We start from the raw sequence: 24,453 nt of genomic DNA on the forward strand, positions 1-24,453 counted from the left end.
CATGGAGCGTTCGTTCTGGAATTCAAGGGGTGGGTCCGGCTTCACCTCTTTCTGGACTGCTCTCCCTTTGCTGCAAATTCACCGCAACTTCGACTGCCACTACGGGCGCTGCGACTGCTCTACTCAACGGCGTTCGGCCGGCTTCGATCACTGCCGCGAGACCTGCTGCGGCGCTTACCTGTTCAACGGCCGTTATGCGAAAAACATTAGATCTGCTGCTTGAGGAACGTCTCTAGCAACGCGGTAAAGCGATGCGACTCCTCGATCGGGGCCAGATGCGCCGCATCCAGCACGACGAAATGCGAATCCGGAATGGCGCGCGCCATCGCCTGTGTGTTTGCAGATGGCGTGCCTGTGTCATGCCGTCCTGCTACCGCGAGAACCGGCGCCCGCACCTGCGCGAGCCGCTCCTCCACGTCGAAGTTACGTAACGCCTCGCACGCCATTGCGTAACCTTCGGCGGGTGTGCGCAAAAACACGTCGCGCACACGGTCGATCACATGAGGCTGCGCGCCGCGGAATTCCGCGGTGAACCAGCGCGCCATGGTGGCGTCGGCGAGCGCGGCGAGACCTTCGCGCCGTACCGTTTCCGCGCGTGTGTCCCAGCTGGCGCGCGCTTCGGCGGCGGTATGGCTCGCGGTATCGCATAACGTGAGCGTGAGCACACGGTCGGGGTGATCGAGCGCGAACTGCTGCGCGATCATGCCGCCCATGGACATGCCAACGATATGTGCACGTTTGATGCCAGCAACGTCGAGCAATGCGGCGAGATCGCTGCCGAGCGCGCCAAAGTCGAATGCCTCGCGCGCGACGCGACTCGCGCCGTGCCCACGCACGTCGTAACGCAGCACGCTGTAACGATGGCGGAAGTGACCTGCCAGCGTGTCCCAGATCGACAGATCACCGCCGAGCTGATGCACGAACGCCAGCGCGGGACCGCCGCTTCTGTCGTCGTGGACATAGTGCGTGTCGATGCCGTTGACAGTCACTTGCATGGGTTCCTCCTTCGCCCGCCGGGGCCGGGAGTCAAGCCGTTTGCGAGGTACTGCGTGCTCGATGCTGTGCAGCAATTCACGCGCCCGAGGCCCGTGAACGTGATGCGCACTGTTTGCAATCTGCTGTTTGCAATCCGATGTTTGCAATCGATATGCGGGTGGCTCGCACGCGCCTCTCGACGCACCTCGCGCCTGACGCTGCACCCGCTATGCACTCTTGATGTTGCCGTCCCTGTTACGCCGCGATGAGCTGATTACGGTGCAGCATGTCACGCCATGCCAACCTGCATCTGCCTGCTCGCCGTCTAATCTCTTTTTGTGAAATTCGCGCGTGCGCCGCTGGGTTTCGTCGATGAAATTTTTGCCATGCGCGGCGCTGCTGAAATGCGGTTCCGATGCTTGTTTCATGCTACCGGACCGCTGCAACTCAGTATGGGCGATTTCGCGCAAACCTGCAGGCATTCGGGCCAATTTTTTTCGTCGATGTCGTTGTATTGGCCACGCGGATGTCGTTCGTGTTGTCTCGATGATGCAAGCGCGAGCGGTGCGGCGCGAGCGCTTCAGGGATGCTCGGCTTGTGCGCCGGTAGCGTCGGGCGATGGCGGCGGTGCTTGCGATGGTGCCGGCGATGGCAACGGCGCTTGCGGCGGCGTGGATGGCGGCGTGGACGGCGGCGTGGACAGCGACCCGGGCGACGTCACCGCATCGGGCGATGCCGCCGACGGTGCTGCGGGCGCGGGCTGGGCCGGATCTGACGTCGCGGGCGCCGCGTTCGACGACGCATCGGGCGTGACCGCGGGTTCGGACGCGGGCGCCGGATTGCCCGCGTCGGCGGGCGCGCTCGGCACCGCCGGTGCGGGCTGATCCGCCGGACGCGCACCCGCGCGCGGCACCGTCAGCGCGCCGCGCCACACGAGCTCGAACTGGTTGCCGTTCGGCTCGGTCTGCACGAGGCGCACGGGTAGCCAGCCGAGCGAAGGCGCGAGCCACACGTCGATGCGCCGCTTGTCGCCGTCGTGGCGCGGCAGCCGCATGAAGTGGCGCGCGCTCACGTAGCCGTGATCGGTGTTCACGGTTTCGTCGCCGATGGTGGTGATCGGCCAGGTTTCGCCGCTGTCGTTGTCGGCCACGTAGAACTCGCGCGTGACGCCGGGCGTGTACGCGCCGGGATTGCCGCGCACGAGGCTCGCGAGCTGCATCACCATGCTGAAGCGATCCTGCGCGCCGTCGGGCAGCGCCAGCGAATTGGGCGTGCGCGTGAAGACGATTTGTTTGTTGTTGCGATCGAACACGGCGATGTCGGCGGCGCGGCGGCCGCGCTGTTCGATGTACTGATCGGGCGCGAGGCCGAACGCATCGACATGGCCTTTGCTGGTCCAGCTGAACGTGCCGACGAAGGGCAGCGGCACGGAGACGACCATTTCGTAGCGCTGGCCGTCGCTGAACCAGTGGATCGTGCCAGGCTGATTGCGCACGCCGTTGAAGAACGTGTCGTACTGCAACTCGCCCGAAGGCGGCACCGAAAACCGGATGCCGTGCGACGCCTGCGGCGCTTGCGCGTTCGGCGTATTGCCGTTGCCGGACGCCGCGTGGCTCGCGCCGTTGCCGCTCGCTCCGGTATTTGTGGCGGAAGCCGCATCGGGCGCCGCCGCTTCCGTGGCCGCCGAGGCCGCCGCGGGCGTGGCCGGATGCGGCTTCGCCGGCGAGACGGCTTGCAGCGTGTGCGGTTCGGCGGGCTTGGGCTTCGGCCTGGGCGCGGGTTGGGGCGCGGCCTTGGCCGGGCTCGCGGGCGGCGGTGCCTCGCGCTCGATGCGCTCGGTCTTGAGCAGCGCGACCTGCACCGGCACGCGCACGTGCGCGACGGGCGGCGGCGCGCCGCGATGACGCTCGATCCATTCCGCCGCGACCCAATGCAGCACCGTTACCGCGACGAACGCCGCGACCCAGCGCCACGCGTGCCGGCGTGGGCGCGCGTCCGGGTCGGTGTGGCGCGTGGGGCGGGCCTCGGTCGAGGCGGCGGTTTCGGGCATCGGCTTGATCGGTCGGCTTGGGAAATCGAGGAAAGCGCTGGCGTGACGAAGTAGCCGGGATCGCTACGGCAAAGCCATCGCGCGGCTGCGAATCGCAACGTGCGCTTCGTCATCGCGGGAATCCGCGGGAATCGTTACTCTGACACAAGCGGCGCCACCTTCGCAGCGCGCGGCACCGTGCAGTCGGCAAGCACGGCGCGTTCCCTCGGCGCCTGCTCAAGGCCGTGCCGAAGCCTCGCGCGGCGTCGCGCCATGGCCGAGTTCGTACGAGAGCTTGCGCGCGCAGTCGCGCAACGCGATATCCACGGCGCCGTTCCAGTGAATGTCGAACGCGCCTTCGTGACCGAGCGCGATGAGGCCGAGCGCGAGGTCGCCGCTCGCGTCGAACACCGGCGTGCAGAACGCGTGAATGGTTGGCAGCAGCATGCCTTCCACGCGCGCCGCGCCGTGCTCGCGCACGTCTTCGAGCGCGCGTTCGAGCGCCTCGGCCGTGCGCGGCGTCGAGCCGTAAGAATAGTGCTGCGCGCCCGCGAGTTCGCGCTCGATCATCGGCGCGGTCTTGCTGCGCGGCAGGTAGGCGGCGAACAGCAGGCCCGTGGCCGAACTCAGCATGGGCATGACGTCGCCGAGCTTGAGCGACGCCTTGGCGGGATGGCTCGACTCCAGCCAGTGCACGACCGTCGGCCCCTGGTTGCCCCACACGGCGATGCCCACGGTGATGTCGAGCGCGTCGCGCAATTCGGTGAGCGCGAGGCGCGCGAGCTTCACGCCGTCCACGCGCGCGAGCCGCGCGAGACCCAGTTGCAGCGCGAAGCCGCCCAGTTCGTAGCGGCCCGTGAGCGGATCCTGCGCGACCATGCCCAGGCGCAGGAAGCTCACGAGGTAGCGGTGCGCCTTCGCCGGGCTCATGCCCGCGCGTTGCGCGAGATCGCGCAGCATCATCGCGCGCGGTTCGCTGGTCAGCACCTCGAGCAGGCGGAAGCCCACTTCGATCGACTGGATGCCGGAGCGCAGTTTTTCTTCGCTGGCTTCGGGGGCGTCGGCGGTGTCGTTCAAGTCCGTGGCGTCGGCGAGATCGTCGCTGGTGGCGTGGTCGAGGTCGGGGCGGGCGGTTGGCGGCATGAAGGCGTGGGGCGAGCGGGGCGCTTGGGGCGCGCGGATTCACCATCGTAGAATACATTTCCTCAGACGTCACTGCGCGACACCGCGCGCCCCTTCAGTCACCCTCAGCAGTCACCTCAGCGCCCTATGAAACTTGCCACGCTCAAAGACGGAACCCGTGACGGCCAGCTGATCGTCGTGTCGCGCGACCTGCGCACCGCCGCCATTGCCGACACGATCGCGCCCACGCTGCAGCGCGTGCTCGACGACTGGCGCTTCTACGCGCCGCAGCTCGCCGAGCTTTACGAGGCGCTCAATCACGGCCGCGCCCGCAACGCGTTCAGCTTCGACGCGAACGCGTGCATGGCGCCGCTGCCGCGCGCTTATCAATGGGCCGACGGCTCGTCGTACGTCAATCACGTCGAACTCGTGCGGCGCGCGCGCGGCGCCGAAATGCCGGCCGAGTTCTGGACCGACCCGCTCATGTACCAGGGCGGCAGCGACGACTTCATCGGCGCGCGCGACGACATCGTGTGCGCGTCCGAGGCCTTCGGCATCGACTTCGAAGCCGAGGTGGCCGTGATCACCGGCGACGTGCCGATGGGCGCCGCGCCCGACGAAGCGCTGCGCGCCGTGCGCCTCGTTACGCTCGTCAACGACGTCTCGCTGCGCAACCTGATTCCCGCCGAACTCGCGAAGGGGTTCGGCTTCTTCCAGAGCAAGCCCGCGAGCGCGTTCTCGCCGGTGGCCGTGACGCCCGACGAACTCGGCGAGCACTGGCGCGAAGGCCGCGTGCATCTGCCGATGCTGGTGTACTGGAACGGCAAGAAGGTCGGCCAGCCCGACGCGGGCACCGACATGGTGTTCCCGTTTGGCCAGCTGATCGCGCACGCGGCGAAGACGCGCAACCTGCGCGCGGGCGCGATCGTCGGCTCGGGCACGGTCTCGAACAAGGACGCGAAGCGCGGCTACTGCTGTATCGCCGAAAAGCGCTGCCTGGAAATGATCGAGCACGGCGCGGCGCAAACGGAGTTCATGAAGTTCGGCGACACGGTGAAGATCGAAATGCTCGACGACGCGGGCAAGTCGATCTTCGGCGCGATCGACCAGGCCGTGGCGCCGCTCACGCCGGACGCGTGACAGCGGTACGGCATCGCGCCTCGCAGTGCGCCTGGGGGCGAGGTCGCTCGGTGTAGCGAAAGACTTACAGAAGGGTTTCGCCGGATGCCGCGCGCCACGCGGGCGGCTACACTGGCGGACGCGCTTCGGCGGCCGCCAGGGACCAGGGCGGCGCGGCCGGGCGCAGCCCGCGCGGGCTTTTTGCGCGGCACGACAGACGTACGCTAGAAGACGCAAGACAATGCGCGCTCGCTCGACGTCGCGGCCCATCACACGTGAGGGCACGCGGGCGCACGAAAACCAACGAGGAGACAACCATGCACGCCTCTCGCCGGGATCGCTTCACAGCCCGCTTCACCGCCCGCTTCAAAGCCCGCTTCAAAGCCCACGCCATCGCCAGCGCCGCAGCGCTGGTCGCGTTGACGCCCGCGCTCGCGCTCGCCCAGGTCAAGATCGGCCTTGTGATCTCGCTCACGGGCCCGGCCGCCTCGCTCGGCATTCCCGAGCGCGACACCGCGGCCATGCTGCCCACGACCATCGCGGGCCAGCAGGTGCAGTACATCGTGCTCGACGACGCCTCGGACACGACCCAGGCCGTGCAGGACACGAAAAAGCTCATCGACGAACAACACGTGGACGCCATCGTCGGTTCGTCGATCACGCCGAATTCGCTGGCCATGCTCGACGTGATCGCGCAAGGCGAGACGCCCACGATCTCGCTGGCATCGTCGGCGAAAATCATCGAACCGGTGGACGACAAGCGCCACTGGATGTTCAAGACGCCGCAAACCGACGCGATGATGGCGGGCGCGATCGCCGAGCACGCGGCCGCGCGCAACGTGAAGACGCTCGCGTATATCGGCCAGAACGACGCGCTCGGCGAGACCTTTTACGCCGAAGTCGCGAAGGCCGCGCAGCAGCACAACATCAAGGTCGTCGCGAGCGAGCGCTTCAATCGCACCGACCCGAGCGTGACGGGCCAGGTGCTCAAGATTCTCGCCACGCATCCCGACGCCGTGGTCGTGGGCGCGGCCGGCACGCCCGCCGCGCTGCCCCCGAAAACGCTCAAGGAGCGCGGCTACAAGGGCCTCATCTATCACAACCACGGCGTGGGCAACCGCGACTTCCTGCGCGTGTGCGGCGCCGACTGCAACGGCACCTTCCTGCCCGCGAGCCAGGTGCTGGTCGCCTCGCAACTGCCCGAAGACCGCGCCGGCCGGCGTCTCGCGCTCGACTACATTGCGCGCTTCGAGGCGAAGTACGGCGCGGGCACGGTCTCGGCGTTCGGCGCGTACACGTGGGACGCGGGCATGCTGCTCAGCAGTGCGATTCCGGTCGCGCTCAAGTCGGGCAAGCCCGGCACGCCCGAATTCCGCCGCGCGCTGCGCGACGCGCTCGAAGCGACGCGCGGGCTGCAGGACACCAACGGCGTGGTCAACATGAGCGCCACCGACCACCTCGGCCTCGACGCGAAGGCGCGCGTGATGGTCGAGATCCGCGACGGCAAGTGGGTGTATCAGCCGAAATAAAGCCGACGTCACGCACTCGCCATGCGATGTCGTTAGTGTTCCGAAGCATCTGAAAACGAAGGAGGCCGTGCCCATGAACGATCCTTTTTACGAGCGCTATCACGCCTTGCGCGTGCGGCGGCATGAGCACGGTATCGTCGAGATCGTGATGAGCGGCGAAGGCACCAACAAGAGCGGCCTCGCCACCGCCGACGCGCACATGCATCGCGAACTCGCGGAAATCTGGCGCGACGTGGACCGTGACCCGGACGCGCGCGTGGCCGTGATCCGCGGCGAGGGCAAGGGCTTTTCGGCGGGCGGCGACCTGCAACTCGTCGAAGACATGGCCACGCATTTCGACGTGCGCGCGCGCGTCTGGCGCGAGGCGCGCGACCTCGTCTACAACGTCATCAACTGCAGCAAGCCGATCGTTTCGGCGATGCACGGCCCGGCCGTGGGCGCGGGCCTCGTCGCGGGCCTGCTCGCCGACATCTCCATCGCCACGAAAAGCGCGCGCATTATCGACGGTCATACGCGGCTGGGCGTGGCGGCGGGCGATCACGCGGCGATCGTCTGGCCGCTGCTGTGCGGCATGGCGAAGGCGAAGTACTACCTGCTGCTGTGCGAGCCGGTGAGCGGCGCGGAAGCCGAGCGGATCGGCCTCGTCTCGCTCGCCGTCGACGACAACGACCTGCTGCCGAAGGCGTTCGAAGTGGCGAAGCGCCTCGCGAGCGGTTCGCAGACGGCGGTGCGCTGGACCAAGTACGCGCTCAACAACTGGCTGCGCTCGGCGGGGCCGACCTTCGATACGTCGCTCGCGCTCGAATTCATGGGCTTTTCCGGGCCGGACGTGCGCGAAGGCGTGCAGTCGCTGCGCGAACGCCGCGCGCCCGATTTTCCGGGCGGCGAACCGTTCTGAGGCGCCGGGCGGCGTTGCTGGCTTCGTTGTCGGCCTTCAGCCGCTGCTCGTTGCCGGAGTTCGTCGCTGGCGTTTGTTGCTTTCGTTTGTTGCTCGTTTGTCGCTGGCTTTCGTCGCGCTGGTTTCGTCGCGCTGGTTTCGTCGATACGGCGGGCGCGTGACGTGCGGCACGGGCAATTTGATCGTACGAACCGCGCGGTATGATCGACGCAATCGCCCGCGCGGGCGAATCACCACCAATGCGAGGGAGAACCGCATGACCGATTCCGCTGGCGCCATGCCGCCGTTCCCGGGCTTTCCCGGTTTTCCGCCCGCGGAAATGCTCGACCGCATGTGGGGCATGATGCGCCTCACGCCGTTCGGCGCGGCGTTTCCCGGCGCGGAGCCGGGCGCGGCGCAGCCGTTCGGGCCGTCCTTGTCGATGATGTCCGACATGATGACGCCGCTCACCAACATCGAGGAACTCGACAAGCGCATCACCGACCTGCGCGCCGTGGAGCAGTGGCTCAAGCTCAATCTCGGCATGCTGCAATCGGCGATTCAGGCGCTCGAGGTGCAGCGCGCGACGCTCTCCACGCTGCGCGCGTTCGGCGCGTTCGCGCAGGCGCAGATGAATCCCGCGAAGCCCGAGGCCGAGAGTGCTTCGGGCTCGGCCGGCAGCGGCTACAACCCGTTCGCGGCCTATGCGAGTGCGGCGGGTGCGGCGAGTGCGACGTCTTCGGACCGCGGGCAGGAAGCGAAAATGGCCGCCGATGCGGCGCAAGCGGCCGGGGCGAGCGAAAGCGCGCAGCCAGCGGACGCGCCGCCGCCGGGCTTCGATGCCTCGGCGTGGTGGAATCTGCTGCAAACGCAGTTCAACCAGCTCGCGCAATTCGCCATGGCGCAGCCCGCCGCGGCGGCGCAAGCCGCGCAAGCGGCCGCGCAGGCCGCGAGCGAGGCACAGGCCGAAGCCGCGCAGGGCGCGAAGGGCAAAGGCGCCGCGGGCGCGGCCAAACGTGCCAGCGGCAGCAGCGCGAGCGCGGCTGGCAGCGCTGGCGGTACGGGCCGCACGGCGGCGCGCGGCGCGAAAAAACCGGCGGCGTCCGAGTAGGCGCGAGCGCGCGGGTACCTCGGCATCGGCGGAACAGGCGCGTGAATGCGCACATAACGGTGCTTTCACGCGCGCATCGGCGGCTCATCCCGACGCCCGCTTTCCTCGCTTTTACGCGGCAGCTGGCGTCATTTTTGATCTAGCGCAAATTCGCGGAGACGGCCGTTCTGTGGCACCGGCCGCCATCCGGAACTGCAAGATCGGCGTGCTATCATGGTGTAAGGTTTTTCCGGTCAAATTGTGGGATTCGACGGGTGTTTGCGACGGTTTTTGTACGCGTGGCGCCCTGTTGAGCGAAGTCCACGCGCGCGGGACACGCGCACCGGAAGGCCAACGGGCAAGGCTTGGCGTCCGGGGTCGCCATGGTGCGACATGGTGTCGCAGGCGCTGGCCGAGGTAAGGCGAGCGGGGCGTTGTAACGCTTACCGCGTTGGCGCATGGCTGGTCGGGCGGCAGGCACGCGGCAAACGTCAGGCGAACGGCCCGCGTAGCAAGTGGTGGATCAGCGGCTATCAGTGGTCAAGGCGGCCGGGTTCAAGGCAGGCATTCGTTACCCAGAACCCCTTATGACGCCGTTCACTCCGGTTGGCAGCATTGTTGTGGGACAACGCTCAGGCGTGGCCCGCTCCGCGATTGCGTCCAGCGGACCCGATACCGCGTAAAATTAAATGTTTTTCGCTCGCATGCCGCGTCCTGAACGCGGGCACGCGGCACGCTACACATTCGTCATGCGCGCGTTATGCGCAGATCAGGGGCGGGACTATGAACACGATGCTTTATCCGGAACTTTACAAATCGCTCGAACAAGTCCGTTGGGACATGGAAAAGGACATTCCCTGGGACAAGTTCGACGCGTCGCTCCTCACGGACGAACAGGCCGCGACCATCAAGATGAACGCGATCACCGAGTGGTCCGCGTTGCCCGCCACGGAAATGTTCCTGCGCGACAACCATCACGACAGCGACTTTTCGGCGTTCATGAGCGTCTGGTTCTTCGAGGAGCAGAAGCATTCGCTCGTGCTCATGGAATACCTGCGTCGTTTCAAGCCGGACATGGTGCCCACGGAAGAAGAACTGCACGCCGTGCGCTTCACGTTCGACCCGGCGCCTCCGCTCGAAACGCTCATGCTGCACTTCTGCGGCGAAATCCGCCTGAACCACTGGTATCGCCGTGCCGCCGAATGGCACACGGAGCCGGTCATCAAGGCCATCTACGAAACCATTTCGCGTGACGAAGCGCGCCATGGCGGCGCGTATCTGCGTTACATGAAGAAGGCGCTGAACAATGCGGGCGACGTCGCGCGCGCGGCGTTCGCGAAGATCGGCGTGCTGATGGCGTCGGCGCGCCGCACGGAAAAGCCGCTGCACCCGACCAACCTGCACGTGAACCAGGCGCTGTTCCCGCGCGACACGATCCAGTCGCGTCTGCCCGACCCGGAATGGCTCGAGCGCTGGCTCGACGAGCAGATCCGTTTCGACGACGGCTGGGAGAAGAAGGTCGTCGAGCGTATCCTGCACAACCTCTCGATCCTGTTCGAGCGCACGTTCACCACGGCGCAGGAACTGAACCGCTACCGCAAGGAAGTGGTGCAGCGTCTGCAGACCGAAACGGGCACGCAGCAACCGGCCTGACGCGCGAGAATCGCGTCGCGTCACGTTACGCCACGTTGCCTCACCTCATGCCTCGCCGCGCCGGACCCGGCGCGGCACGGCCCGGAGCGCTCGCGCGTCCCGGGCCGTTGGTTTTTTCACCTTCGTCGTCCTTTTCATTCGCTCCGATGCCCGCTTCCTTCGAACGCAAGATCACGACGCGCGAGGCGCTCGCCGAACGGCGCGCCTCGCTGCCCGGCCCGGTGGTGTTCACCAACGGTGTTTTCGACATTCTTCATCGCGGTCACGTGACCTATCTCGCCGACGCGAAAGCGCTCGGCGCGACGCTCATCGTCGGTGTGAACAGCGACGCCTCGGTGCGTTTGCTCGGCAAGGGCGACGACCGGCCGATCAACAACGAAAACGACCGCATGGCGCTGCTGGCGGCGCTCGAAAGCGTGGATTGGGTGGTGCGCTTCGAAGAGTTCACGCCGATCGAGCTGATCGGCGCGGTGCGGCCCGACATCCTCGTGAAGGGCGGCGACTACGACATGGACAAGCTCGCCGAGTCGGCGCTCGTGCGCAGCTGGGGCGGCACGGCGCTCGCCATTCCGTTCGAGCACGACCGCTCGACCACCAAGCTGTTGCAGAAGGTGCGCGCCGCCGAAGGCAAATAAGCCGTTTATCGATCGAAACGCGGCACGCAAAAACCGGCCGCACGTCTTGCGCTTAGAAAAGCGCGGGACGTGCGGCCGGTTTTGCCTGGGACGCCGGTGGTAACGCGGCCGCGCGCCGGTCGAGCCTTATTGCGTCAGCGCCGAAGCCTGCACGGCCGGTTGCGCGACCGGGCCGCCAACCGTAGGCATATCGGCCGATTCCGACGGCAGGATCGCGCGCACGCGCAGCCGCTCGGGATGAATCTGTCGGCTCAAATGCGTGGTTTCGCGGTTGCCCGAAGCGGGCGTCGGGCCGAACAGGCCGCTCACGGCCGCGAAGGCCAGCAGATTGGCGAGAATCAGGATGGCGATCAGCCAGCGCAGCATCACAGAAAGCTCCGAAGATAACGTTGTCGGGGTGAATCGGGTGGTGGGCTTCGCGCCAGGATCGCGGCTCAGGACTGCGCCGCGATCAGCGCGAGGCCCGCGAGCACGAGCGCATCGTGGCGAGTATGCGGCACCTTGAGCGCCGCTGTCACTTCCGCCGCCGCGCCGCCGCTCACCACGAGGCGCACCGGCTCGTTCCATGCCGCCTGCAGATCGGCCCACGCGCGCTCCACCAGCGCGGCCTGGGCGAGCGCGCAGCCCGCCGAGATCGAGCTTCGCGTGTCCGTGGCAAAAGGTAACGCGCTCGCGCCCGCTTCGATCTCGTGCGCGCCGCGCTCGATCACCGGAAGCTGCGCCGTGTGCTCGCCGAGCGAGCGCATCATGAGCGTCCAGCCGGGCGCGATCAGGCCGCCAACGAACGTGCCGTCCGCGCGCAGGGCTTCGAGCGTGGTGGCCGTGCCGAAGGTCGCGATCAGGAGCGGTTCGTCGGGGTAGGCATGGCGTGCGCCGATCAGGCCCGCCCAGCGGTCGCTGCCGAGCCCGTCCGGCGTGGTGTAACGATTGGTCACGCCGCACTGCTGCGCACACGCGCGCACGACGGTGCGCGGCACGCCGGGCCAGTGCGCTTCGACCCGCGCCGCGAGCCGCTCGCCCACGGCCGCGCCCGCCACGTTCGAGATCCAGGCGCCCGAGGGCGTGGGCAATGCGCGCCAGGCTTCGATTTCATCCGCGGCTTCGCCTTCGCGCGTGTGCTCTCGCGTGTGCTCTCGCGTGTGCTCCATGACGCCCGCGTGCAGCCGCGAGCCGTCGCTGGCCACGAGCGCCCACTTGATGCGGCTGTTGCCCGCGTCGATCAGCAGAAACGGGCCGCCCCGGCGCGGGCTCGCCGTCATCGAGCCTGGCGTCATGCGCCGTTGCCCGCGAGCCGCAGCGAGACGTCGCCGGTCGTGACGGTTTCGCGCCCGCCCGGCGTATCGACGATCAATTGGCCCTGTTCGTCGACGCCCACGGCCGCGCCGCGCAGCAACTCCTTGCCCTGTTCGTAGATCACGACCTCGCGCCCCGCGTAGGCATGGCACGCGTTCCAGCGCGCCTGAAACGCCGCGAAGCCGTGCGCGCCGAAGCGCTGCAGCGCGCCTTCGAGCGCGTTGAGTTCGGCGGCGAGCGTGTCGGTGAGATTGGCGTGCGGCCACGCGCGCGAGAGCGCCGTGGGCGTCGTGCCGGGCACGGCGGGCGCGGCATTGAGCGCCTTGACCTCGGCCGCGAGTGCTTCGGCGCCGCGCACGTTGGTGCCGATGCCGATCACGACCGCCGTGGCGTCGGGCGTGCTCCACGCCGTTTCCACGAGAATGCCGACCAGCTTGTCGCCTTCGAGCAGCACGTCGTTCGGCCACTTGAGCGCGATCTGGCCGGGCGCGGCCACGGGCAGCGTGCGCAGGCCGTCCACCAGCGCCGAGCCGATCGCGAGACTCAAGCCCGCGAGGCCGCCGATCGGGCGCGGCAGCACGGCCGCGAGCGAGAACAGCAGCGCGTCGCCGGGCTGCGCGACCCACGTGCGGCCGCGCCGGCCGCGGCCCGCCGTTTGCAGGTACGCGACGCGCACCATCGGGCGCGCGAGCGCGTTGGCTTTCTGCGGCAGCGCTTTCAGGCGCGCCATCAGGTCGGCGTTGGTCGAGCCGGTTTCCTCGACGATCTCGATCGGCCAGTCGTGCGCGGCCGGACCGAACAGGGTGATCGCGCGGTCGCGGTCGATGCGCCAGTCGGCGCCCGGGGAAGCGGAGGGTGGAGGCGTGGAAGTCATGGCTCGTATTGTAGTGGCTCGCGTCGGGGTTGCAGCGCGCCGCCGCGGTCGGCGCCGGCTTCGAAACGTGCCGCCGATAACGCCAGCGCCACGCTCATCGACATGATTATTCACATGCCGCCCACCGCTCGCCCACAGCTTATCCACCGATTCATCCACAGATGGCAACGCGACCGGCCGGATGGCCACTGCCCGCGAATTCGCCGGATTTTCGTGCAATCCACAGCTCACCCACAGGCGGCCCACAGGTTATCCACGGAATTACCCACAGTTCGGGCGACGGGAGGCCGCTCCCGCGCCCGCCTGGGCGGCCTTGCCGACGAAACGGGGCGCGTTCGTTACAATGTTTGAACCTTGCGATCCGTCGAGTGCTCACTTGAATCAAGACACGCCGCCCGGCCTCGAAGTTACGGCCGGCACCCGCGGAAAAACCGTGCGTCTGTCCGGCCAGTGGACCGCGCTGGCGCTCGCGCGCGACCGCGACCAGGGCGGCGCGGCGCGGCGGCTGCGCGCGATCGCCAGCGAACCGGTGAGCGAGTGGGATCTGTCGCGCGTCGAGCGCATGGACCACGTGGGCGGCCAGGCGCTGTGGCGCGTCTGGGGCCACAAGCTGCCCGCCGATCTGGTCGCGCTCTCGCAAACCCAGCGCGACATCTTCGAGCGCATCGCGCTGCTCGACTCGGTGCGCGAAGCGCCCGAGCGCGTGGTGCGCGTCGATCCCGTCACGCGGCTCGGCCTCGCGATCTTCTCGTTTCTCGATCACCTGTACGGCGGCATCGGCCTGCTGGGCGGCGTGATCCTCGATCTGCTGCGGGTGTTGCGCAAACCGAAAATCGCGCCGTGGATCGAGATTTCGGCGAACGTCTACAACGCCGGGGCGCGCGCGCTGCCGATCACGGCGCTGGTCGCGTTTCTGATCGGCATCGTGCTGTCGTATCTGTCGGCCCAGCAATTGCGTCTGTTCGGCGCGAACCAGTTCATCGTCAATATCCTCGGGCTCGCGGTGATCCGCGAACTGGGGCCGGTACTCTCGGCAATTCTCGTGGCGGGGCGCTCCGGCTCGGCGATCACGGCGCAGATCGGCGTGATGCGGGTGACGGAAGAACTCGACGCGATGCGCGTGATGGGCATTTCGCACGGCCTGCGGCTGATCCTGCCGCGCGTCGTGGCGCTCGGCGTGGCCATGCCGCTGCTGGTGATCTGGACCGACATCATCGCGTTGATCGGCGGCGCGATCGCGGCGAAGATCGTGCTGGGCATCGACATTTCGTGGTTCATCCGCTCGCTGCCGAGCGTGGTGCCTATCGCCAACCTGTGGATCGGCCTTGCCAAGGGCGTGGCGTTCGGCATGCTGGTGGCGATCGTCGGCTGTCACTTCGGCTTTCGCATCAAGGCGAATTCGCAGAGTCTCGGCGAAGGCACGACCACTTCCGTGGTCACGTCGATCACCATCGTGATCCTCGCCGACGCCGTGTTCGCGATCCTTTTTCAGAACGTGGGGCTGTCATGAGCACTGTCAGCGTAACGAGCCCATCCGCCGCCAACACCGCAGTGAGCACCACGGGCACGCTCACCACGCCGCTCAAGGACGTGGTGCAGGATCTGCCGCTGCCCGCCATTGGCGAGCCCGTGATCGAGGTGCAGAACCTCACCAAGCGCTACGGGCGCAACATCGTCCATCAGCATCTGAACCTGGAGATCCGGCGCGGCGAGATCGTCACGCTGGTGGGCGGCTCGGGCTCGGGCAAGACCACGCTCGTGCGGCAGATTCTGGGGCTCGAACAGCCCACGTCGGGCACGATCAAGATGTTCGGCGAAGACATCGCGACGATCGGCGCCGAGCAAGCGCGCCTCATGCGCACGCGCACCGGCATGCTGTTCCAGCAGGGCGCGCTGTTTTCCTCGCTCACGGTGTTCGACAACATCGCGCAGCCCGTGCGCGAACTCGGCAAGGTGCCGCCCGACCTGCTGCGCGACATCGTCATGCTCAAGCTCGAAATGGTCGGGCTGCCGTGCAAGCACGCCTCGAAAATGCCGGCCGCGCTCTCGGGCGGCATGATCAAGCGCGTCGGGCTCGCGCGCGCCATCGTGCTGGAGCCGGAACTGTTGTTTCTCGACGAACCCACGGCCGGACTCGACCCGCGCTCCTCGGACGAAGTGGTGGACCTCATCAGCACGCTGCACCGCGCGCTGGGCCTGACGGTCGTGCTCGTCACGCACGATCTGGACGCCATGGTCGCGCTCTCCACGCGCGTGGCCGTGCTCGCCGAGCGCCGCGTGCTGGTGGCCGCGCCCGTGGAGGAGGCGGCGAGCGTGGATCACCCGTTCATCCGCGAATATTTTCTGGGCATGCGCGGCCGCCGCGCGCTCCAGGCGCTGCCGCCGGAGCGGCGCGCGAAACTGCCGCCGGCCGCGCTCGCTTCGGCGGCGGTAGGTTGCAAACCGGGCTAGCCATGCGCACGACGGACACCGGGCGCGGCGTGCCGGGTCAGCCATAAAAGGAATCTGACGATGGAAAACAAACCGCATGCGTTCTGGGCGGGTCTCTTCACGATCGGGCTGCTCGTCGTGATCGCGGCGACGGTGCTGTTCTTCAGCGCCGATCACGCGGTGCGCGTGCCCTACGACATGATCTCGCGCACCAGCGTGACGGGCCTCTACCCCGACGCGGCCGTGCGTTACCGCGGTCTCGACGTGGGCAAGGTGCAGTCGATCCGCTTCGATCCGGGCCGCCCGGGCGAGATCCGCATCCGCATTCTCGTCGATCAGAAAGCGCCCATGACGCGTTCGACCTTCGGCACGCTCGCGCTCCAGGGCGTGACCGGCATCGCGTTCGTGCAACTCGACGACAACGGCGTCGACCTCTCGCCGCTCGCCTCGTCGGACAAGCACGTGGCCGAACTGCCGCTGCGCCCCGGCTTGCTCGACCAGTTGCAACGGCGCGGCGACGCGTTGCTCAACAAGCTCGACCACATTGCCGGCGACGTGGACGACATGCTCAACGAAGACAACCGCAAGCAGCTGATGGCGACGGTCGCGAGTCTCCAGCAGGCCGCGAGCAGCGTGAACGCGCTCGCGCAGCAACTCGAGCCGACCACGAGCAAGCTGCCCGGCGCGGTCACGGACCTGCAGCACACGCTGCAATCCACCAACCAGCTGATCACGAGCGTGAACCGCCCCGACGGCCCGTTCCAGACCAATCTCAACAAGGCCGGCACCGCGGCGGCGCAGGCGGGCGCGGCGCTCGCCTCGATCGACGCCTCGGTGCAGGAACTCTCGGCGCGCGTGGGTTACGACACGCTGCCGCGCGTCGATTCGCTGACCGACGACGTGCGCTCGGCCATGCGTTCCGTGGATCGCGCGGCGGGCACATTCAGCACGAGCCCGCGCAGCGTGCTGTTCGGCGGCGCGCCGCAGCCCGCGCCGGGGCCCGGCGAGCCGGGCTTCGCGTGGCCCGCGGCGGGCGGCAAATAATTTCGCCGATTACGCTGGGCGCTGGCGCGTTGCGCCGCGGATCGAAGCTGGATCTTCGGGTGAGCGACGCTGGATTCACGCTTGACCGCCGCGCTTGCCGAAGTTGGCCAACGCCGTTCGCCCAGCCCGATCGCCCTCATTCGCTACGTTCGGCGACTGCCGCGCCCCCGAGCCGGAAGCCGCCGCCAGAGACACCACAAGGAATCGCCATGTCACGCTTTTTCGCCTCGACGTCCGCCGCCCTGCCGCCCGCGAAGGCGCTGGCGGCGCTTGCGCTCGCCGCGCTGCTCGCGGCCTGCGCGGGCGAGCAGGCCGCCATCAACGACGCGCGCTACGACCTCGGGCCGCAAGCCACGCAGGCGCAGCAGATGCAGAAGACCGCCCAGGGCAAGCTCGGCAAGCCGCTGCTCAAGGTGCTGGCCGTGAGCGCGCCGCCGCCGCTCGACAACGACGGCATCGTCTACCGCATGAACGTCGATTCGCAGCGCACCGGCCGCTACGCCAACAGCCGCTGGACGATGTCGCCCGCGCGCCTGTTGACGGAGCGCCTGCGCACGGCGCTCGGCGCGAACGCCACCGTGCTCTCGGGCGCCGACGCCGTGCCCGCCCCGATGCTCAAGGTCGAGCTGATCGACTTCGAGCAGGTGTTCCAGAGCGCGACCGAGAGCATGGGCGTGCTGGCCGCGCGCGCGACGCTCATGCAGGGCGGCAAGGTGCTGGCGCAACGCGACTTCGTCGTGAGCGCGCCCGCGAACTCGCCGGACGCGGCGGGCGGCGTGCATGCGCTGCAGGCGGCCAGCGACGACTTCGCGGGTCAGCTGAATACGTGGCTGGGCTCGCAGGTGTTCGCCGGAACGCCTTGAGGCGGTTGCGGTCAACAGGAGCGAGGCAGGTTGAATCGCGATTGAACAGCAGCAGGCAAGCGCCATGATCGAAGCGGGACGGCCGAAGCAGCGCGCGCCGCAAGGCGGCCCGCGCGGCGCGAACGGTTCAGGACGCGGCCCCGAAGGGAGCGAGGCGGGCGGCGAGGCAGACAGCAAGCCGGGCGGCGCCGCGCATCGCGCGCCGCGCGCGGGCGCGCATCCGGACGCCGCGCGCGGTGCTGGCGGAGGCGTTGGCCGCAGCGCGCACGAACGCGGCGCGGCCGCCGCCTCATCCGCGTCCTCATCCGCGTCTTCATCCGCCGGGCGGCCCGGGCACGAACCTCTGCCGCGTCAGGCTTCGGCGCTCTCGCGCCAGGCGCTCGCGCTCTACGCCGCGCTGATCGTCTATGGCTCGTGGTATCCATTTTCGGGCTGGCGCTCGCTCGGCCTGAGCCCGTTCGCCTATCTCGGCGATCCGTTCCCGCGCTACTGGACCGTTTTCGACATCGTCACCAACGTGCTCGGCTACATGCCGTTCGGCGCGCTCGTCGTGCTCGCGGCGTGGCCGCGCTGGCGCGGCGTGCGCGCGGTGCTGCTCGCGAGCGTCGCGGGCACGCTGCTCTCGGGCGTGATGGAGGCGGTGCAGACCTGGCTGCCCACGCGCGTGGCCTCGAACCTCGACCTCGCCTCGAATGCGCTCGGCGCGCTGCTCGGCGCCGTGCTCGCCGCGCCCGCCACCGGCGCGCTGCTGGAGCGCGGGTTTCTCAGGCGCTTGCGCTTTCGCTGGTTCGAGCGCGATGCGGGCATGCTGATGGTGCTCGCCTCGCTCTGGCCGTTCGCGACGATGTTTCCCGCGCCGCGCCTGTTCGGCATGGGCGACTGGCCGCGCGCGCTGTGGCAGCGCTTCGACGCCTCCATGCAAGATGTCATGCTCGCGTGGACGCCCGCCGCCTGGCATCTGCGCGCGCTCCCCGACGCGCTTGCCGCGCGCTTGCCCGACACGGGCTGGGAAGCCATTGTCACCACGCTCAACCTGTTCGGCGCGGCGGCCTTCGCCTCATTGCCGATGCGCGCGCGGGCGCCGCGCGCGCGCCTCATGCTGCTGCTGATCGCCGTCACGCTGGTGGTGAAGGCGGGCGCGACCTTCCTGCAATCGCAAAGCGGTCTCGTGTTCGACTGGGCGACGCCGGGCGCGCTCGTCGGGCTTGCCTGCGGCACCTTCGTGGCGCTCGTCGCGCTGCGCCTGCCGCGCGCCGCGCGCGCGACGGCGGCGGCCTGCGCGCTGGCGCTGGCGCTCGTGCTGGTGAACGTGCTGCCCGTGAATCCGTATTTCGACGTGGTGCTGGAAGACTGGCGCCAGGGCCGCTATCTGCACTTCAACGGCCTCGCGCGCTGGCTCGCGTGGACCTGGCCATGGGCCGCGCTCGCGTGGGCGGCATTTTCCGCCGAGCGCGCATGGCTCTTGCGGCGTGCGAGCAGGCGGTCCTGAGCAGGCGGTCCTGAGCGGGCGGTCCTGAGCGGGCAGTCCTTGGCAGGTCGTTCTCGCCGGTCGCCCAGGCTGGTCGTTCCGAGCCGCGCGGCGCGCTGCCTGCGATGCGTGAGCCCGCGCGGCGCCCACGGAGCGTTCGTGCGCCGCTCGCTATAATCGACCGGATCAAGGATCGCGCCCCGTCGATCCGCCGCGTCAGCCGTATCGCGCCACGAAGCGGGCCCGCTCGTGGCCCGGGCCGGGTTCGATCGCGCGGCGCTTCCCCACCTCGCAGAGACTGCGAAGCACATAACACGGTACCCACGTCATGACCGATTCCTTCTACAAGTACCACGTCTTTTTCTGCCTCAACCAGCGCGATCCCGGCGCGGAGCGCCCGAGCTGCGCCAACTGCAACGCGCAGGAGATGCAGGAGTACGCCAAGAAGCGCGTGAAGAAGCTGGGCCTCGCCGGGCCGGGCCAGGTGCGCATCAACAAGGCGGGCTGTCTCGATCGCTGCGAGGAGGGCCCGGTCGTCGTCGTGTATCCGGAAGGCACGTGGTACACCTACATCGACGAAACCGACATCGAAGAGATCGTCGTGTCGCATCTGCAAAACGGCCAGGTGGTCGAGCGCCTGAAGATCGACCGCTGACCGAACGCCGCGAGACCGCGAGAGCGCCGAGCAAGACCGAAGGAAACCATTCACCGATGAACGCCCAGACGCAAAAATTCCAGATCGACGGTCCCGTCGGCAAGATCGAGTGCGCGCTCGACGCGCCCGAAGCCGGCACCACGCCGCGCGGCATCGCGCTCGTCGCGCATCCGCATCCGCTCTTTGGCGGCACGATGGACAACAAGGTCGCGCAGACGCTCGCGCGCACGCTCGTGCAACTCGGCTACACCACGTATCGCTCGAATTTTCGCGGCGTGGGCGCGACCGAAGGCACGCACGACGAAGGTATCGGCGAACAGGACGACCTGCTCGCGCTGCTCGAGCACATGCGCGCGCAGCCGGGCCACGCCGACCAGCCGCTCGTGCTCGCGGGCTTTTCGTTCGGCACCTTCGTGCTCTCGCACGTCGCGAAGCGTTTTCTGGAAGCGGGCGGCGCGATCGAGCGCATGGTGTTCGTCGGCACGGCCGCGAGCCGCTGGGACGTCGCGCCGGTACGCGAGGACACGCTCGTGATTCACGGCGAACTCGACGACACCGTGCCCATCCTGTCGGTCTACGAATGGGCGCGCCCGCAAGAGCTGCCGGTGGTGGTGATTCCGGGCGCCGAGCACTTCCTGCACCGCAAGTTGCACGTGCTCAAGCGCATCATCGTGGAAGCCTGGCGCTGAGGTATTCGCCGAAGTCACCGGGCGCTGAAGCGAGCGGCCGCGAGGCCGCCTTTCAGTGCGCCGTCCTTGGTTGTTCAACGCGCTTTCATGCGCGCTCGCGGTTGTTTTGTCCCCTTGTTGTCCTTCTGTCATGCACGTTTAGCAAAGATTCGAAACGTGCATTTACCGTGAAAAACGCGCGTCCAGGGCGCGCAAACGTGTGACATCGCGGAAAAACGCCCGAATGTGGCGCGTATAATGGACGCCATTTTTGTGGATGCGCGCCCGGATTTTGCAGTCGGCTCGCCGTGCTTCAAGGCGACGCCCGCGCCCGCATCCCCGCCTGCCTCCGGGTGCGCGCCGCTCCGCGCGCCACGTTCATCCAGCCTCATTCAGCCCGATCCGAACCTATGCGTTTTCTCTCCTCCGGCCAGTCCGCTTTCGCTCCTCCTTCCCTCGTTCGTCGTGCCACGCTCGCCGCGCTGTTGCCCGCCACGCTCCTCGCCAGCGCGAGCGCGTTCGCGCAGGTGCCGCCGCCCGCGGTGAACGCCCGTTCCTGGGTGCTCGTCGACGCCACCGCGAACCAGGTGCTCGCGTCCGGCAACGCCGAAGAGCGCGTCGAACCGGCTTCGCTCACGAAGCTCATGACCGCGTACCTCGTGTTCGAGGCGCTGCAGTCGAAGAAGATCACGATGGAGCAGGAAGTCACGCCGAGCGACGCCGTGCGCCGCGTGAAGACCGACGAATCGCGCATGTTCATCGAAGCGAACAAGCCGGTTTCGGTGCACGACCTCGTGTACGGCATGATCGTGCAGTCGGGTAACGACGCGGCCATCGCGCTCGCCGAACTGGTGGGCGGCAGCGAGTCGAACTTCGTCAACATGATGAACGCCGAAGCCGCGAAGCTCGGCATGACGCACACGCATTTCGCCGACGTGAACGGCATGCCCGACCCGCAGCACTACACCACGGCGGGCGACCTCGCGATCGTCTCGGCGCGCCTGATCCGCGACTTCCCCGACTACTACAACATCTTCTCGGTCAAGGAATTCACGTACAACAAGATCAAGCAGCCGAACCGCAACCGTCTGCTGTGGATCGATCCGACCGTCGACGGCCTGAAGACCGGCCACACGCAGGCGGCGGGTTACTGCCTGATCGCCTCGGCGAAGCGTCCGATCGCGGGTGGCGGCAGCCGTCGTCTGGTCTCGGTGATGATGGGCGAGACCAAGGAGCACGATCGCGTCCAGGACAGCCTGAAGATGCTGAACTACGGCTATAGCGCGTTCGACACCACGCGCATCTATCAGGCGAATCAGGCCGTGGCCACGCCGCGCGTCTACAAGGGCACGCTCGACGCCGTGAAGGTCGGCGTGAAGAAGGACCAGTACGTGACGCTGCCGAAGGGCGCCGCCGACAAGGCCAAGCCGCAGATCGAACTCACGAGCCCGCTGATCGCGCCGATCGCGGACGGCCAGCAGCTCGGCTCGGCGAAGTTCGTGGGCGCGGACGGCAAGGTGCTCGCGCAATTCCCGGTGGTCGCGCTCGAAGCGGTGCCGCAGGCGGGTATCGTCGGCCGCGTGTGGGATTCGCTCATGCTGATGGTCAACAAGAAGAAGTGATGAAGGCGGCGGCTCCGGCATCCACCGGTTTGGCGGCGGGCGCGGTTTCGACCGAGGTGGAACGCGGGATGGAACGCGCCATTGCCGAGCCGCTCGTCTGGCTCAACGGCGCGCTCACGCCGCTGTCCGAGGCGCGCATTCCGGTGCTCGACCGCGGCTTCATTTTCGGCGACGGGATCTACGAAGTCGTGCCCGTGTACGCGCTGCCCGTGGAAGCCGGCGGCGCGTGCGTGCGGGTGCCGTTTCGCGGCGCGCAGCATTTCGCGCGGCTCGCGCGTTCGCTCGACAAGGTGGGCATTGCCGCGCCGTTCGACGAAGCCGGCTGGCGCGCGCTCGTCGCGCGTCTCGTCGAGGCCAACGTCGCGGCGGGCGTGCTCGCCCCCGACGCGCACGCGAACGTGTACGTGCAGATCACGCGCGGCGTCGCGCCGCGCGGCCACGCGTTTCCGGCGCACGCCACGCCCACGGTGTTCGCCATGGCGAATCCGCTGGTGCTGCCGGGCGCCGCGCAACGCGAGCACGGCGTGCATTGCGTGACGGCCGAAGACCGCCGCTGGCTGCATTGCGACATCAAGTCCACCTCGCTGCTCGGCAATGTGCTGATGGCGCAGCATGCGGCGGAACACGGCGTGTACGAAACGATCCAGTTGCGTGACGGTTTTCTCACCGAGGCCTCGTCGGCGAACGTGTGGATCGTGAAGGACGGCGCGCTCTACGCGCCGCCGCGCAGCGAGCGCATTCTCGAAGGCATCCGCTACGGTCTGCTCGAAGAACTCGCGCAGGAATGCGCGATTCGCTTCGAGGCGCGCGACATCGGCGAAACCGAACTGCGCAACGCCGACGAAATACTCGTGACCTCGGCGACCAGGGAGGTGCTGGCGGTCGTGTCGCTCGACGGCGCGCGCGTGGGCTCGGGCCAGCCAGGGCCGGTGTACGCCGCGCTCTACGCCGCCTACCAGCGCGCGAAGGCACGCGAAGCGCGGAACGTGCACAGCGCTTAAAATGCCGGGCTGTGCAGACGAGTGGCCGAGTGCGGTCAGGCCGGGCCTGACCTGACCGGGCCGGTAATCAGGGAGCAATGAGCATGACGCAGCAAAACGGCGGCAGTCCCGCCGAAGCGAAGGAATCGCTGATCGAATTTCCGTGCGACTTTCCGATCAAGGTGATGGGCAAGACGCATCCCGAGTTCCACGACACGATCGTGGCCGTGCTGCGCGAATTCGACGGCGGCTTCGACGCCACGACGATCGAAACGCGCCCGTCGAGCGGCGGCAACTACACGGGCCTCACCGTGACCGTGCGCGCCACGAGCCAGGCGCATCTCGACGATATGTACCGTGCGCTCACCGGGCATCCGATGGTGAAGATCGTGCTGTGAGCCCGCCGCTTCAGCCGTAAAAAAGGGCCGCTCTATGCGGCCCTTTTTACGTTCGGGGCGCGGCGTTCAGGGCAGATCGCCCACGCGGGCGCGCTGTGCGGCGGCGGCCGCCGTGATGAGCGGCCCAGCCTCGCAGGCGTCTTCGTAGAGCCGCCGGAAGCGCGCGACTTCGTCGAACACCCAGTTGCGGAACGCCTGCACGCGCTCGGTCTGCATGCGCTGCGGCGTGCAGATGAAGTAATAGCGCCATGGGCTCGGGCCGTCGATGTCCTTGAAGAGGCGCACGAGGCGCCCGCGCGTGATTTCGTGCATGGCGAGCGAGCGGCGCACGAGCGCGATGCCCTGGCCGTCCATGGCCGCCTGCAGCAGATTCGACGAATCCTGGTAGAGCACGCCGCGCTTGGGTTCGGGCAGGTCCTGCAGGCCGGCGGCGTCGAAGAACGGGCGCCAGAGTTCGTCGTCGGAACGCAGCAGCGGCAGGGTCGCGAGTTCGCGCGGCGTTTCGGGCAGCTTGCCGCCGTTGAAGTCGGGCGAGCACGCGGGAAAGAAGATTTCGTCGAGCAGCAGTTCGGCGTGCAGCCCCGCATAGTGGCCGAAGCCGAAGCGGATCGCCACGTCCACGTCGTCGCGCGCGAAGTCGGTGAGCAGATTGGTGGATTGCAGCTCGACGTCCCACTGCGGATGCGCCTCGATGAAACGGCCGATGCGCGGCGTCACCCAGCGCGCCGCGAACGACGACAGCATGGAGATGACGAGCCGCCGGTCGCGGTCGCCGGCGCGGATTTCCTGGGTGGCGTGCGCGAGTTGCAGCAGCGCGTCGCGGACCTGGGCGGCGTAGCGGCGGCCCGTGTCGGTCATGCGCACGCGCTTGCCGTCGCGGGCGAACAGGGCCACGCCCAGTTCGGCTTCGAGCGCGCGGATCTGGTGGCTCACCGCGCCGTGCGTGACGAAGAGTTCGTCGGCGGCGCGGGAGAAGCTTTCGTGGCGCGACGCGGCTTCGAAGGCCTTGAGCGCGTTGAGGGCGGGGAGCTGTCTCAGGTCCATCGTAATTTTTCTCACATAGCCGTGAAAATTGATCGTTTTGCCCGATGCCTTGTACTGCCTACGATTGTAGCCATCGAAGCAGCAC

The 24,453-nt window shown here is 68.0% G+C and carries 24 protein-coding genes; 16 read left to right on the forward strand and 8 right to left on the reverse strand.

Going from position 1 to position 24,453, the window contains the following annotated elements; genetic code table 11:
• Positions 1-206: 206 nt before the first annotated feature.
• From pcaD to FAZ98_RS00970, 4 genes are all read right to left on the reverse strand, one after another.
• The gene (pcaD, locus tag FAZ98_RS00955; RefSeq protein ID WP_158951816.1) at positions 207-995 is read right to left on the reverse strand and encodes a 3-oxoadipate enol-lactonase; all 789 of its coding nucleotides are present in this window, start codon (positions 993-995) and stop codon (positions 207-209) included.
• A gap of 207 nt (positions 996-1,202) precedes the next feature.
• Positions 1,203-1,403 (reverse strand): hypothetical protein, encoded by a 201-nt coding sequence (locus tag FAZ98_RS00960; protein WP_158947911.1) that lies wholly within the window; start codon positions 1,401-1,403, stop codon positions 1,203-1,205.
• A gap of 152 nt (positions 1,404-1,555) precedes the next feature.
• Positions 1,556-3,025, reverse strand: coding sequence for a DUF3108 domain-containing protein (locus FAZ98_RS00965; protein WP_158947913.1), 1,470 nt, complete (start codon positions 3,023-3,025; stop codon positions 1,556-1,558).
• Between the two features lie 216 nt (positions 3,026-3,241).
• Positions 3,242-4,147 (reverse strand): IclR family transcriptional regulator, encoded by a 906-nt coding sequence (locus tag FAZ98_RS00970; protein WP_158947915.1) that lies wholly within the window; start codon positions 4,145-4,147, stop codon positions 3,242-3,244.
• A 126-nt stretch (positions 4,148-4,273) separates the two neighbouring features.
• On the opposite strand from FAZ98_RS00970, the gene FAZ98_RS00975 reads away from it, so the two are divergent.
• The 6 genes from FAZ98_RS00975 (at position 4,274) to rfaE2 (ending at position 11,029) form a co-directional block, all read left to right on the forward strand.
• Positions 4,274-5,266 carry a fumarylacetoacetate hydrolase family protein gene (locus tag FAZ98_RS00975; protein WP_158947917.1) on the forward strand — a complete coding sequence of 331 codons (993 nt, stop codon included), beginning with the start codon at positions 4,274-4,276 and terminating at the stop codon, positions 5,264-5,266.
• A gap of 296 nt (positions 5,267-5,562) precedes the next feature.
• A complete protein-coding gene (locus FAZ98_RS00980) occupies positions 5,563-6,774 on the forward strand; it encodes an ABC transporter substrate-binding protein (protein WP_158947919.1) in 1,212 nt (403 codons plus the stop codon).
• Positions 6,775-6,847: 73 nt separating this feature from the next.
• The gene (locus tag FAZ98_RS00985) at positions 6,848-7,672 is read left to right on the forward strand and encodes an enoyl-CoA hydratase/isomerase family protein (RefSeq protein ID WP_158947921.1); all 825 of its coding nucleotides are present in this window, start codon (positions 6,848-6,850) and stop codon (positions 7,670-7,672) included.
• Between the two features lie 256 nt (positions 7,673-7,928).
• Positions 7,929-8,762, forward strand: coding sequence for a PhaM family polyhydroxyalkanoate granule multifunctional regulatory protein (locus tag FAZ98_RS00995; protein WP_158947925.1), 834 nt, complete (start codon positions 7,929-7,931; stop codon positions 8,760-8,762).
• Positions 8,763-9,524: 762 nt separating this feature from the next.
• The gene (locus FAZ98_RS01000) at positions 9,525-10,394 is read left to right on the forward strand and encodes an acyl-ACP desaturase (RefSeq protein ID WP_158947927.1); all 870 of its coding nucleotides are present in this window, start codon (positions 9,525-9,527) and stop codon (positions 10,392-10,394) included.
• Positions 10,395-10,540: 146 nt separating this feature from the next.
• Complete coding sequence (gene rfaE2, locus FAZ98_RS01005) at positions 10,541-11,029, forward strand: D-glycero-beta-D-manno-heptose 1-phosphate adenylyltransferase (protein WP_158947929.1); 489 nt, start codon at positions 10,541-10,543, stop codon at positions 11,027-11,029.
• A 126-nt stretch (positions 11,030-11,155) separates the two neighbouring features.
• Here rfaE2 and FAZ98_RS01010 read toward each other — a convergent pair whose 3' ends face one another.
• From FAZ98_RS01010 to FAZ98_RS01020, 3 genes are all read right to left on the reverse strand, one after another.
• Complete coding sequence (locus tag FAZ98_RS01010; RefSeq protein ID WP_158947931.1) at positions 11,156-11,395, reverse strand: hypothetical protein; 240 nt, start codon at positions 11,393-11,395, stop codon at positions 11,156-11,158.
• Between the two features lie 68 nt (positions 11,396-11,463).
• Positions 11,464-12,303 carry a type III pantothenate kinase gene (locus FAZ98_RS01015; RefSeq protein ID WP_407672019.1) on the reverse strand — a complete coding sequence of 280 codons (840 nt, stop codon included), beginning with the start codon at positions 12,301-12,303 and terminating at the stop codon, positions 11,464-11,466.
• Positions 12,300-13,196 carry a biotin--[acetyl-CoA-carboxylase] ligase gene (locus FAZ98_RS01020; RefSeq protein WP_158947933.1) on the reverse strand — a complete coding sequence of 299 codons (897 nt, stop codon included), beginning with the start codon at positions 13,194-13,196 and terminating at the stop codon, positions 12,300-12,302. Before FAZ98_RS01020 ends, FAZ98_RS01015 begins: the two co-directional genes overlap by 4 nt.
• Before the next feature lie 376 nt (positions 13,197-13,572).
• Here FAZ98_RS01020 and FAZ98_RS01025 point away from each other — a divergent pair, with 376 nt between their 5' ends.
• From FAZ98_RS01025 to FAZ98_RS01070, 10 genes are all read left to right on the forward strand, one after another.
• Positions 13,573-14,706 (forward strand): MlaE family ABC transporter permease, encoded by a 1,134-nt coding sequence (locus FAZ98_RS01025; protein WP_158947935.1) that lies wholly within the window; start codon positions 13,573-13,575, stop codon positions 14,704-14,706.
• Positions 14,703-15,647 carry an ABC transporter ATP-binding protein gene (locus FAZ98_RS01030; RefSeq protein ID WP_158947937.1) on the forward strand — a complete coding sequence of 315 codons (945 nt, stop codon included), beginning with the start codon at positions 14,703-14,705 and terminating at the stop codon, positions 15,645-15,647. The genes FAZ98_RS01025 and FAZ98_RS01030 overlap by 4 nt, the downstream gene beginning before the upstream one ends.
• A 60-nt stretch (positions 15,648-15,707) precedes the next feature.
• On the forward strand, positions 15,708-16,670 hold the full coding sequence (locus FAZ98_RS01035) for an MlaD family protein (protein WP_158947939.1): 963 nt from the start codon (positions 15,708-15,710) through the stop codon (positions 16,668-16,670).
• Positions 16,671-16,879: 209 nt separating this feature from the next.
• Positions 16,880-17,533, forward strand: coding sequence for an ABC-type transport auxiliary lipoprotein family protein (locus tag FAZ98_RS01040; protein ID WP_158947941.1), 654 nt, complete (start codon positions 16,880-16,882; stop codon positions 17,531-17,533).
• Between the two features lie 64 nt (positions 17,534-17,597).
• Entirely contained in the window at positions 17,598-19,022 is a 1,425-nt protein-coding gene (locus tag FAZ98_RS01045) for a VanZ family protein (protein ID WP_158947943.1), read from the forward strand.
• Positions 19,023-19,329: 307 nt separating this feature from the next.
• The gene (locus FAZ98_RS01050; protein WP_158947945.1) at positions 19,330-19,656 is read left to right on the forward strand and encodes a (2Fe-2S) ferredoxin domain-containing protein; all 327 of its coding nucleotides are present in this window, start codon (positions 19,330-19,332) and stop codon (positions 19,654-19,656) included.
• A 56-nt stretch (positions 19,657-19,712) separates the two neighbouring features.
• On the forward strand, positions 19,713-20,345 hold the full coding sequence (locus FAZ98_RS01055) for an alpha/beta hydrolase (RefSeq protein ID WP_158947947.1): 633 nt from the start codon (positions 19,713-19,715) through the stop codon (positions 20,343-20,345).
• 389 nt (positions 20,346-20,734) lie between these two features.
• Positions 20,735-21,946, forward strand: a complete 1,212-nt coding sequence (locus FAZ98_RS01060; RefSeq protein WP_158947949.1) for a D-alanyl-D-alanine carboxypeptidase family protein — start codon at positions 20,735-20,737, stop codon at positions 21,944-21,946.
• A 68-nt stretch (positions 21,947-22,014) separates the two neighbouring features.
• Complete coding sequence (locus FAZ98_RS01065) at positions 22,015-22,947, forward strand: D-amino acid aminotransferase (RefSeq protein ID WP_158947951.1); 933 nt, start codon at positions 22,015-22,017, stop codon at positions 22,945-22,947.
• An 83-nt stretch (positions 22,948-23,030) separates the two neighbouring features.
• Positions 23,031-23,324 (forward strand): DUF493 family protein, encoded by a 294-nt coding sequence (locus FAZ98_RS01070; RefSeq protein WP_158947953.1) that lies wholly within the window; start codon positions 23,031-23,033, stop codon positions 23,322-23,324.
• A gap of 66 nt (positions 23,325-23,390) precedes the next feature.
• Here FAZ98_RS01070 and FAZ98_RS01075 read toward each other — a convergent pair whose 3' ends face one another.
• A complete protein-coding gene (locus FAZ98_RS01075) occupies positions 23,391-24,368 on the reverse strand; it encodes a transcriptional regulator GcvA (RefSeq protein ID WP_158947955.1) in 978 nt (325 codons plus the stop codon).
• Between the last annotated feature and the right edge of the window lie 85 nt (positions 24,369-24,453).

Source organism: Paraburkholderia acidisoli (genome assembly GCF_009789675.1).
In the GTDB taxonomy this organism is placed as follows: Bacteria; Pseudomonadota; Gammaproteobacteria; order Burkholderiales; family Burkholderiaceae; genus Paraburkholderia; species Paraburkholderia acidisoli.